We start from the raw sequence: 11,207 nt of genomic DNA, 5'->3' as shown, positions 1-11,207 counted from the left end.
AACCTGTGTTACGAATGGCGAACTGGAAAAATATCCGATGACACGAACATTGCTGGCTGGATTAACGTTTGTAATCTGGTCCCTCACTCTGGCGCTGGTCACCGGTGCAGTCGCGCAGACTTCTCTGATACCGGGGTATCCCTCAGCCGGGGGCAGCAGCTCGGACACAGCCAGCGACAGCGATCTGGCTACGGCGATCCGTTCCGCGACCGAAGCCGGGGCCAGTGTGATCGTCATCGACAGCGCCGGGCAAATCGTGTCTTCCGGCCAGCAAAACAGTGTCACCCCCGAGGCTGTACCCGGGGATCCGATGGGCGATGGTTCGCAGCTTATGAAAGCGCAGGAGCGGTTTTCGAAGTTTCGCGACTCGATGAATTCACGGCTTCAGGCGCTGCCTTATTCGATCTTCGAGGTGCAATACATCCTGCGTCAGACCAGCCCGGATGGCCGAATACAGACCTACGTCGAGGTCCTGTTCTGGAACGTTCTTTTCCTTTTGATCGGACGATGGTTGTCGATTGAAATCTACGGAAAGCGTATCGCAAAGCGAATCGTCGTCGCGCGATCCAAGGAAGATCCGCAAGGCTATCGCGAGAAGATGCCGTTTTTGGTGTTCCGGTTCCTGATGGGGATAGGCGCCACGATTTTTGCCATGGTGATGGCGCTTATCGTCGGTTTCGTGTTTTTCGGCGAGGCTGAGGACATCTCGATCCAGTTCACGGTCACAGCAATTTTTACCGCCTTCTTCCTGTCGCGTACGGTGTCTGATCTGTGGCGCATGGTTCTATCCCCGTATCTGAGCCAATATCGCTTGCCGCCTTTCTCGGATCGTGACGCAAAACGCCTGTATATCTGGGCTTCGGCGCTGGCGACCTACGACATTACCGTGGTGCTTTTTGCCACTTGGGTCGCTGATTTTGGGCTGAACTATAACGTCTACGCCTTGGTCTATGGCGGCCTGACCATGTTTGGTGCGATCGGCAATGTCCTGATGATCCTGTTCAACGCCCGCGCCATCTCGAACGCTATCCGCGGCGGGCGATCACCGGATCAGGTGTCGTGGATTCTGCGCCTAATCTCGTTCGCATGGGCGCCGGTGCTGATCCTTTACATGGTGTTCAGCTGGTTCAAACTGGCCGTCGACCTGGTGCTGGAAAATCAAAACTCGATCCCAATCGTAGCCAGCAGCTATGCTATCTTTATGTCGGTCGTGGTTGCCTATGGGGCCATGAACTATCTTCTGGAACGGTATTTCAATCGCAACAACCAGCTTGACGCAATGAATGCCGATGCTGATGAGGCGGATGCCGAGGTTGAAGTGATCGAAACGCCGCAGGCCGAGATGCGCAAGCACTCGATCCTGACCTACGAAGATCTGGCGCGGCGGGTTGCCGGTATTCTGGCTTTTGTTGTCGGTCTGTATGCGCTGGTGGTAATCTGGAATCCGGATGCCAGCTGGAGCGAGGACCTGCCGATCGAGCGGGCGCTGGATGTGATGGTGATCCTCTTCATGGGCTATATCCTGTTCCATTTTTTCCGCATCGGGATCGACTCGAAGATCGCGCAGGAGATTGACGACGGCGGTGGTGAGGCTGAGCTGGGCGATGAAGGCGGCGAAGGTGGGCAAAGCCGCCTGGCAACATTGTTGCCTTTGTTCCGTGGGGCCATTCTGGCCGTAGTTGTTGTGACCATAGCGCTGATTGCCCTGATGGAATTGGGTATCAATGTCAGCCCGCTATTCGCGGGTGCTGGTGTCGTGGGCCTGGCCGTGGGCTTTGGGTCGCAGACATTGGTTCGCGATATCTTTTCGGGGGCGTTCTTCCTGATGGATGACGCGTTCCGCAAGGGTGAGTACATCGACATCGGCGACGTGAAGGGAACGGTCGAAAAGATCTCGGTTCGGTCGTTCCAGCTGCGTCACCATCTGGGTGCGCTGAACACCATCCCCTTTGGTGAGATCAAGGTTCTGACCAACTATTCACGCGACTGGGTGATCATGAAACTGCCGTTACGGGTGACGTATGACACCGATGTCGAGAAGGTGCGCAAGCTGATCAAGAAGTTGGGTCAAGAGTTGTTGAGCGACCCGGTGATCGGCGACAACTTTATCCAACCGCTGAAGTCGCAGGGCGTGATCGAAATGCAGGACTCTGCGATGATCATTCGGGTCAAGTTCATGACCAAGCCGGGCGATCAATGGCTGGTGCGCAAGAAAGTCTATCAGGACATCCGGGAATTGTTCGCCCGCGAAGGCATCAAGTTCGCACACCGTGAGGTCACTGTGCGCCTGGCCGAGGGCAAGGACCCCGAGGATTTGACGCCCAAACAGCGCGAAGCTGTGACGGGTGCGGTGCAGGCGGCGATTGACGAGGATTATCTGGACGATATCGGTCCGGGTGGGGACGATCGCTGAGGGGGTCTCCCGCCCCTTTGGGTGACGCCTCTGGCAAGACGAGACCCAAAGCGTTGGGCCGGGCCGCGCGTACCGCGTGGCGATTGGCTCAGGTGATGGCCGTGGCCCAGACCGGAGCCGACGTGCCTAGTTTAGGTGCAGGCTTGTCCCAGAACATCTTGGCGTCGCCAACAGTCAGAGCAGGTTTCAGGCGGTGACCGGAGCCCCAGCCTGATTCTTCTAGAGCTTGGCTGTAGTCTGACGGACTGGCGCCGGTGATAACCTCTTTCGTGTCGGACTTGCCGAGAATGGCCAACAACTCGGCCGTGCGTGCGAGAGAGAGCTGACCCAGCATGATAGCGTTCCCTGAGGCAGCGTCAGCCAAGGCGGATAGCACAGCGGCGGCCATCAGATAGCCGGTTGCATGATCCAGCGCCTGAACCGGCAATGGTGTCGGTTTATCCGCATTTGCCCAGTCACGGCCTGCATCCGCCATACCCGCGCTCATCTGAACAAGGCTGTCGAACCCGCGCCGCGCGGCCCATGGGCCTTGCCAGCCATAAGCGTCTAATGTGACTTCGACCCGGTTTGGGGCCAATTCATCGCGCTTGGCCCTGGTCAGGCCGAGCGCATCCAAAGCACCGGGGCGATATCCGTGGACGAACACATCGGCCTGAGACAATAACTCTTGCAGCTTTTCCAAACCAGACGGCGATTTCAGATCGAGGTAAGTGCAGGATTTACCCAATGAGATGTCGGGTATGACACCGGGCTCGTCCCAACCGGGCGGGTCGACACGCAGAATGTCAGCACCAAAACCGGCGAGGGTTCGCGTTGAGACCGGCCCAGCCAGCACGCGCGTCAGGTCGAGGACGCGCAGCCCTGCCAAAGGGCGCTCAGCCGTGGCCTCGGATCGATCTCGTAGTTTGATCTGTCGCGGGCTGTGCCAACCGATCAGTGGATCGCGGGACACGGCCCGACCTTGCGGATGCTCTAACCACACTGCCCGGCTGCGCATGGCTGCGGAAACGCCACCCTGGGCCACGATTGCCGATTCCAGCTCGCTGGCGGACCATCGCCGCACCGCCTGAGAGACCGCGTCCCGATCTGCTTTGGCTTCAAGAACTTTTAGTGCCGCCGCCCGGTGGCGAGGCAGGTTGGTGTGCAGCCTGATCCAACCATCTGCAGTCTGGTAATCCCCCGCGACCGCATCCCAGAGACTAGGCATCTCCCAACCATTGGGCTTGAAGGAATATTGATACCAAAGCGAGGCCAGCCGGTGATCCACAGACACATCCGGCGCACTGGGCGACAGGTTCAGCGCCGTCATCAGACGAGCCAGTTCCTGACCCACCGCGCCAAAGGTTGCCGTTGCCAGTTCAGATACCGCGTAGACGCTGGACCAAGCCCCGGTGCCCGTTTTGCGGTATCCGTCGGTTGCAGGAAGGGCTGAAATCAAGCTCATTGCTGGTATGGATCCAGACTGTCACGCAGCCCGTCACCCAGGAAATTGAATGCCAGCACGATAACAATGATCGGCAGCATCGGGATTGCCGTCCAGGGGTAGATCTCGATCGAGGCCAGGTTCTGCGCGTCGTTCAGCATTACACCCCAACTGACGGCCGGGGCCCGCAGACCAAGACCCAGGAAGCTGAGCGCGGTTTCCCCAAGGATCATGGCCGGTATCGACAACGTGGCCGAGGCGATCAGGTGAGACATGAAGTTCGGCAGCAGGTGCTTGCGGATCACACGGCCAGAGCTTGCGCCCATCATCTCGGCGGCGCGGACGTATTCTTCTTCCCTGAGGGACAAGAATTTCGCGCGTACCGAACGGGCGAGGCCGGGCCAATCGAGAATCCCGAGGATGATCGAGATGATGAAGAAAACAGCAACCGGGCTCCAATTTGAGGGCACCGCCGCCGATAGGGCAAGCCAGAGCGGCAGTTCAGGTAGCGAGCGCAAGACCTCGATCACGCGGTTTATGACCCAATCGATCTTGCCGCCAAAATACCCGGCGATTGATCCAAAAAAGATGCCAAGGGTGAACGATACCGAAATGCCGATCAGGCCGACAGTCAGCGACAGCTGCGCGCCATATAGAATGCGGCTGAACACATCGCGGCCCAGACGATCGGATCCCCAAAGGAACAGCGTCCCGCCCTCTGGCGCGCAGAACAGGTGGGTGTCTGATTTCACAAGACCTGCAAGCCTGTACTCGGTCCCCTCGCAGAAAAAGCGGATCGGGCGAGGGTCTTCCGTGTCGGGCACAAATTTCCACTGAAAGGTCTCAAGATCAGCTTCGGCCACGATCGGATAGACATACGGGCCAATGAAGGAGCCATCGTGGAACCAATTGATGCTTTGTGGTGGGGCGTAAAGATGTTCGCCGTTCCGCTCGTTCGGACCATAAGGCGCAATGAACCCTGCGAAGGGCAGCATCAAGTAACAGAACAGCAGGAAGATGCCAGAAATCAGGCCCAGCTTGTGAGTCCTGAACTTGCGCCAGACCAGAACCCAGTTCGGCGCGTCCAGATCGGCGCGCTCCAACTGTTGCAGGGAGGCTTCCGGGTCGAAAGGTGCGTCGTCGACAAAGCGACCGTCGGTGTGTTTGGTCACGCTTCACGCCCCTCGTACCGAATGCGCGGGTCCAACATGACCAGCAAGATGTCAGAGATCATGGTGCCAATCAGGGTCAGCAAAGCCACGAACATTAGAATAAAGGCAGACAGGAACTGGTCCTGAGTTTTCAGCGCTGTCAGCAGTGTTGGGCCGATGGTCTGCAAACCAAGCACGACCGATACCAGAACTGAGCCGGATACCATCGATGGCAGCAGGTTTCCGATATCAGCGACAAAGGGGTTGAAGGCCACGCGCAGCGGGTATTTTGTCAGCATCCGTGACGGGGCCATGCCTTTGGCGATGGCCGTCTCAACATATGGCTTGCCGAGCTCATCCAGCATGTTCGCGCGCAGGCGCTGCATCATGGCAGACGCGCCAGATGTGCCAATGACGAAAGTCGGTACGATTAGGTGGACAAGAATGGACTTCAGCTTTTCCCAGCTCATCGGCTGACCTTCGAAGGACGGGTCCATCAGGCCGCCAATGGGCAGGTTGAAGTAGCGGTGTCCGTAATAGAACAGGATCAACGCCAGCAGGAAGTTGGGCGTCGCCAGACCAAGATAGCCAACAAAGGCCGAGGTATAGTCGATCCAGGTTCGCGATTTTGCTGCGGCGAGGACGCCCAGCGGCAGGGCAACGGCATAAACGAACAAGATAGCGGCCAAGTTGACCACAACGGTTAGCCATAGGGTGTCGCCAACGATCTCGGCCACAGGACGGTCGAATTCAAAAGACCAGCCGTAATTGCCCTGAAGAAGACCCTCAAACCCGTGCGGTCCGGGCCAGAAGCCCATCCAGACCAGGTACTGTTCCCATATGGGGCGATCCAGGGCGTATTCCGCGCGGAGGAATTCAGCCTTGGCAACACCCGCGGATTGGCCCGAGGCCTGCAATTCCGCGATCTGATTGCTCAGATAATCGCCGGGTGGCAGGTTGATGATCACGAAGATCAGAACCGACACCACCAGCAAAGTCAGCAGCATCGTGAAAAAGCGATACACCGCATAGCGCAGCATTACCATTTAGCTGCTCCTGATTAGTCGGCGAAAAAGAATTCGTCGGGGCGGTGAATGCCAAAATGTGCGCCGGGCTCCCATGCCCACATGCCTTGCTCGGGCACGTTGCGCAGACGGTTGGACACTACGATAGGCTGCGGTGCGCCGTTCAGAATTCCGATGGCGAAAAGCTGGTCAGCGTGGATTTTCAACATCTCGGTCCAGACTGCCTTGCGCTCTTCGTCGGTGGTGGCAACCTCCCAATCATGTGCCAGTTGCATCAAACGCTCGGCCTCGGGCATGTCAGGCGCTTCACCAACGTCGCCGCCGGTCTGGTAAAATTGTCCCCATTTGGGCCAGGCCAGAAACACCTGATCCGTGGGGGCCAAATAAGCAGGGGATGTGTGCGCCTGCGGTATACCGTCATCCCAGCCGAACCAAACTGAGGCCATGGTGTTGCCTGAAAATACGCGGTTGCGCAGAATGTCCCGGTCCAGTGGGCGCATGATCAGGTCCACACCGATTTCACGCCATGTATCGGTGACGATCTGAAGCGCGTTCTCAACTTCTTGCCTTTCACCGGCGGTTTCGATGATCAGTTCCATCGGGCGGCCATCCGGCAGCAGGCGAATGCCGTTTTTATTGCGCTCGGCCAAGCCAGCCTCGTCCAGAAGGGCATTGGCCATCTCAACGTCGTACTGCGCCCAGGCTTTTGCGTTTTCCTCGTCATAGAACGGAGATGCGGGCAAAACGGACATCGCACCGGGATGGGCCAGCTTGAAATAGAGCGCTTGATTGATGGTTTTGCGGTCGATGGCCAGGGACAGCGCCCGCCGAACACGAACATCGCGCAGAACGTCGCGCCAGATCTCATCCGAGTAATTCAGGTTCGGATAGATCGCGATTTGCGATGCGACACCGGTTTTCCACAACAAGGTTTTGTAGTCTCCGCCGGCTTCGCCCTTTTTCAGGATTGATGCATCGCGAAAGGCCAGACCGCGCCCCTGCAGATCAGTCTCGCCAGCGTTGGTCTTGGCCGCGACCAAGCCAGCCGCGACGATTTCCATTTCGACGACGTCGATATAGGGCAACTGAACGCCGTTGGAATCGATGCGGTGATAATATGGGTTGCGAACGAAATTGTGGCGGATCTTCTTGCCCGAACTTGCATTCAGCCAAGGCTGCAGCGTCGGGAGTTCGTGGTTGTCGAACTTGTAGAGGTTGTCCAGCTTGTTGTGCAGCGCCGCCCAGCTTTTGACCCGTGCGTCTTCGACCTGAAAGGCGAGGTCTTCAGCATCTGCGAACTTCTCGTGATACTGTTTGAGGAATTCAGACGGTCGGTAAATGAATGGCGGGCGCGCTTGGGCCAGCGATTGCAGGAAATCAGGATTTGGGTCTTCCCACTCAAAGACAATAGTCGTCTCGTCCGGGAAGGTCACGGTTGGCGTTTTGCCTTCAACAATCAGGAAATCCGGTGGGCCAGACGGGCTGAGCATTTCATTGTTGGCAACGTCTTCCCACCAATACCGGAAGTCTTCGGATGTGAACGGCGATCCATCGGACCACTTGTGCCCGTCACGCAGATGCAGTGTGAACTTTCGATTACCTTCGTTTTCATAGGACTCCAGCAGATCAGGGACGATTTCGTAGTTTTCGTCAAACCCAACCAGTCGCGCATACCCGTAGACGACCATCTGGCGGATGTCTTTTGAGCGGGTCACCATGGTGCGCAGGGTACCACCTGGGGCACCAAACTCGCGACCTTTCGCGGCCAGATCCACGATCAGAGGTTCGGTTGGCAGGCGCTCTGCGACCGGCGGCAAGTTCCCGGCGCTGACCTCGGCTTTCCAGAATTCGCTTTCCTGAAGGGTCGGTGTTCCTGCCGTGGCGGGCAGGACCAAAGTGGCGGCCAACGTGGCAGCCAGAATAAGCGGGCGAGTGGTTTTAAACATGGCATCGTACCTTATGGCCGGGCTCCATCTCTACCAGTGAGGGTATCACGGAGTCCGTAAATCGGAAGGTGTCATCCCAACTGTCTGGTGAACCTGCGCCCAACGCAACCAGTTTCAGGTCGATGGGCCGGTTGATGTCGGGTTCTGGTTGGGCGGCAATCAGCGCCTTGGTGTAAGGGTGTCGGGGGTTATAAAACAGCGTCTCGGGCGGGGCCTGTTCGACGACAAGACCCCGGCGCATCACGGCAACTTCGTCGGCAATGCGCGCGACAACCGCAAGGTCGTGAGAGATGAACAGGTAGGACAGGTTCAACCGGTCCTGCAGGTTTTCCAGCAAGGTCAGGATCTGTTCCTGAACAGATACATCCAGTGCCGAAGTGGGCTCGTCACAGACAATCAGCTGCGGGTCCAGCATCATCGCCCGCGCAATTGACAGGCGTTGCCGCTGTCCGCCGGAAAAGGCATGGGGATAGCGTTTGAGCATATCACCATTCAGTCCGACGCGCTGCAGCATCTCGACCGCTTTGTCCCGCTGTTCGGCGGTCGAACCAATGGAGTGGATTTCCAATGGTTCGGTCAGAGCGTCCTGAATGCGCATCCGTGGGCTGAGAGAGCTGTACGGATCCTGAAACACCATCTGCGCCTTGCGTTGAAAGGCCGTGCGCTGAGAGCGGGTCATGTGGTGTACAGTGATCGGGTCTTCGCCTGGCGCGGTGCGAAACAGAACTTCACCACCCGGGTCGGGCAGTTCCGCGCCAAGGGCGATCCGCGCTGCCGTTGTTTTGCCCGAGCCACTTTCGCCGACGATTGCCAGGGTTTTGCCGCGGGCCAGATTCAGGTCCACACCTCGGCAGGCATGGATCAGCTTGTCCCCCTGCCAGCCCCTGCTGGACCGCATAGTGTAGGTCTTGGACACCCCCTTCATCTGTAGAATGAGGTCCTCATCCGGCATAGGCAGCCCGACCGAGTCTTCGTCGGGAATCGCAGGGGCCGCGTTGAACAATTGTTGTGTGTAGGGGTGCGCCGGGGCGCTTAGGATCGGGGCGGCTGCCCCTGCCTCCATCACGCGACCCTTGTGCATGACAACAACCTGTTCTGCCATATTGGCAACCACACCAAGGTCGTGTGTCACAAGGATCAGGGCCATGCCCGTTTCGCGCTGCAACTCCTTAATCAGCCCCAGGACCTGCGCTTGTGTCGTTACGTCCAGCGCGGTCGTCGGCTCATCCGCGATCAGCAGTTCCGGCTTGGAAACCATGGCCATCGCAATCATGGCGCGCTGGCGCATGCCGCCCGACAACTCGAACGGGTAAGAATCATAGGCGCGCTGCGGATCAGGAAAGCCCACGCGTTCGAATTGGGTCAGGACCTCTTTGCGGGCTTGCGCCTCGGACGCGCTCCGATGCAGCCACAAGACCTCGCTGACCTGATTGCCGATTTTGTGCAACGGGGATAGCGATCGCATCGGTTCCTGAAAAATCATCGAAACCCGATTGCCGCGAATTTCACGCATCTGTCGCTCGCTGATCTTGGTCAGATCCTCGAAGCCTTTCGAATCGTTCAGGGTTATCGTGCCACTGCGGATTTGCGCGGCACGTGGTAAAATACGCAAGGCCGCCCGGCACGAGATGGTTTTTCCCGATCCGGATTCACCGACCAGAGCCAATGTCTGCCCAGCCTCGACATCAAAGTTGACACCTTTGACAACTGAGTCGCCCGCACCAAAACCGATGCTGAGGTCTCTGACGGACAACAACGCAGTCATGCGGGTTTTCCACCCGTTCGTCCGTGGTTCGACATCGGCGTATTCAACTCCCTGTGTTTTTTGACTTAGTCTCGCGCGGTTGTGCCTGTGTAGTCAAACCCGTTCTTGGGCCGAATTGTCGCGAAAATGTGAAACTTAGGCCAATTTACCTACACAAATCCTTGAGGATTTGTCATCACATGCGGTGTCGGCCCCAAATCATGAGCTGACTGATATCAAGGAGAGATTTCCCCGTGCCCGACAACCAAAGCCGCCTGGATCTGTTCATCGACCGTATGGTGTCCCAACGGGCCTGTCTGGATTTCGCCATCTCTGAAACCAAAGGAATGCCTGGGCCAGTGTTCGAACTGGGGTTGGGCAATGGGCGCACCTATCATCACATGGTGCAGTATATTTCAGGTCGACCTGTTTATGTGTTCGAGCGCGCCGTGGCGTCGCATCCGGATTCCACGCCGCCCGCAGATCGGGTGATTTTGGGGGATGTGCGAGAAACACTACCGGCCTCGGTGGATCGGTTCGGAGCCACGGCCAGTCTGATCCACGCGGACTTGGGCGGCCACAACCGCAAAAAGAACGACGACTTCGCCAGATTTGTCTCACCATTGATCGAGCCGCTATTAGCCGAGGGTGGTTTGATGGTGTCCAGCGACCGGATGTATTTCGATACCTTGACCGAAGTGTCCCTTCCTGAAGGGGCCGTCGAAGGGCGCTGTTTCATTTATCGCCGCTGACAGGGTGGGAGAACCTGATGCTTTTTTATGATTGTTCCACGGCCCCCAACCCGCGGCGCGCGCGCATGTTCATTGCCGAAAAGGGTTTGGATATCGAAACCCGAGAAATCTCGATCGGCAAAGGTGAGCAACTCAGCGACGAATTTCGCGCGGTGAACCCGAATGCAACTGTCCCCGTGTTGGTGACGGATGAGGGCAGCACGCTAACCGAGAATCTTGGGATCGCCGCTTACCTTGAGGCGCGGTTTCCCGAGCCATCGCTATTGGGGCGCACACCCGATGAAAAGGGACAGGTTCTGATGTGGAACAGCATTGTCGAACAACAGGGCGGCATGCCTGTTGCCGAGGCCTTGCGCAACACGCATCCGGCCTTTGCGGACAGGGCGATTCCGGGTCCGGTGAATCACCGGCAAATTCCGGAATTGGCTCAGCGAGGGTCCGCGCGGGTTGATCATTTCTTTTCGCTGCTCGAACAGCGGCTGGGCGAAAGTGCGTTTATCGCAGGTGCCGACTTCACCATCGCGGACATTTCCACCTTTGTCTTTGTGGACTTTGCCCGCGTGATCAAGAAACGGATTCCACAAGAAAATACAGCCACTTTGGCATGGTTCGACAAGGTCGCATCCCGTCCCAGCGCTCAGCTCTAGAAACTGCTGGCCCGAGGCCGTTTCTTCGCTTGCGCGGAACTGTACAGAAATGTCTAGACAGAAGTGAACAGTGTCACTAGCGTCCTTCCTTAGTCATACAGGGGAG

Annotated in this window: 8 protein-coding genes; 3 read left to right on the top strand and 5 right to left on the bottom strand. The window is 57.7% G+C overall.

The features are described from left to right. Positions 1 to 37: 37 nt before the first annotated feature. Complete coding sequence (locus AC2FIB_RS15685) at positions 38 to 2,413, top strand: mechanosensitive ion channel domain-containing protein (protein ID WP_496735354.1); 2,376 nt, start codon at positions 38 to 40, stop codon at positions 2,411 to 2,413. Positions 2,414 to 2,501: 88 nt separating this feature from the next. On the opposite strand, the gene AC2FIB_RS15680 is transcribed toward AC2FIB_RS15685, so the two are convergent. From AC2FIB_RS15680 to AC2FIB_RS15660, 5 genes are read right to left on the bottom strand one after another with little or no spacing between them, the layout of a single operon-like run. Continuing rightward, on the bottom strand, positions 2,502 to 3,857 hold the full coding sequence (locus tag AC2FIB_RS15680) for a CoA transferase (protein WP_496842357.1): 1,356 nt from the start codon (positions 3,855 to 3,857) through the stop codon (positions 2,502 to 2,504). Further along, positions 3,854 to 5,008 carry an ABC transporter permease gene (locus AC2FIB_RS15675; protein ID WP_496735357.1) on the bottom strand — a complete coding sequence of 385 codons (1,155 nt, stop codon included), beginning with the start codon at positions 5,006 to 5,008 and terminating at the stop codon, positions 3,854 to 3,856. Before AC2FIB_RS15675 ends, AC2FIB_RS15680 begins: the two co-directional genes overlap by 4 nt. After that, positions 5,005 to 6,033: an ABC transporter permease gene (locus AC2FIB_RS15670; protein ID WP_108860926.1), complete on the bottom strand. Its 1,029-nt coding sequence runs from the start codon at positions 6,031 to 6,033 to the stop codon at positions 5,005 to 5,007. The genes AC2FIB_RS15675 and AC2FIB_RS15670 overlap by 4 nt, the downstream gene beginning before the upstream one ends. A 14-nt stretch (positions 6,034 to 6,047) precedes the next feature. Continuing rightward, positions 6,048 to 7,958, bottom strand: coding sequence for an ABC transporter substrate-binding protein (locus tag AC2FIB_RS15665; protein WP_496735359.1), 1,911 nt, complete (start codon positions 7,956 to 7,958; stop codon positions 6,048 to 6,050). Then, the gene (locus AC2FIB_RS15660) at positions 7,951 to 9,723 is read right to left on the bottom strand and encodes an ABC transporter ATP-binding protein (RefSeq protein ID WP_496735361.1); all 1,773 of its coding nucleotides are present in this window, start codon (positions 9,721 to 9,723) and stop codon (positions 7,951 to 7,953) included. Before AC2FIB_RS15660 ends, AC2FIB_RS15665 begins: the two co-directional genes overlap by 8 nt. A gap of 233 nt (positions 9,724 to 9,956) precedes the next feature. Between AC2FIB_RS15660 and AC2FIB_RS15655 the strand changes: the two genes are divergently transcribed. Then, positions 9,957 to 10,454, top strand: a complete 498-nt coding sequence (locus tag AC2FIB_RS15655) for a class I SAM-dependent methyltransferase (protein ID WP_082649262.1) — start codon at positions 9,957 to 9,959, stop codon at positions 10,452 to 10,454. Between the two features lie 17 nt (positions 10,455 to 10,471). Next, positions 10,472 to 11,101 carry a glutathione S-transferase family protein gene (locus AC2FIB_RS15650; RefSeq protein WP_496735362.1) on the top strand — a complete coding sequence of 210 codons (630 nt, stop codon included), beginning with the start codon at positions 10,472 to 10,474 and terminating at the stop codon, positions 11,099 to 11,101. The last annotated feature ends 106 nt before the right edge of the window (positions 11,102 to 11,207 follow it).

The sequence above is a fragment of the Ruegeria sp. YTSA072 genome (assembly GCF_059610285.1).
The sequence above is the reverse complement of the archived record's forward strand: the minus strand, read 5'-3'. Positions and strand labels throughout refer to the sequence as shown.

Coding starts and splice junctions, on each gene's coding strand:
- AC2FIB_RS15685 (WP_496735354.1), top strand. CDS start 38: ATGACACGAACATTGCTGGCTGGATTAACGTTTGTAATCTGGTCCCTC.
- AC2FIB_RS15680 (WP_496842357.1), bottom strand. CDS start 3,857: ATGAGCTTGATTTCAGCCCTTCCTGCAACCGACGGATACCGCAAAACG.
- AC2FIB_RS15670 (WP_108860926.1), bottom strand. CDS start 6,033: ATGGTAATGCTGCGCTATGCGGTGTATCGCTTTTTCACGATGCTGCTG.
- AC2FIB_RS15665 (WP_496735359.1), bottom strand. CDS start 7,958: ATGTTTAAAACCACTCGCCCGCTTATTCTGGCTGCCACGTTGGCCGCC.
- AC2FIB_RS15660 (WP_496735361.1), bottom strand. CDS start 9,723: ATGACTGCGTTGTTGTCCGTCAGAGACCTCAGCATCGGTTTTGGTGCG.
- AC2FIB_RS15650 (WP_496735362.1), top strand. CDS start 10,472: ATGCTTTTTTATGATTGTTCCACGGCCCCCAACCCGCGGCGCGCGCGC.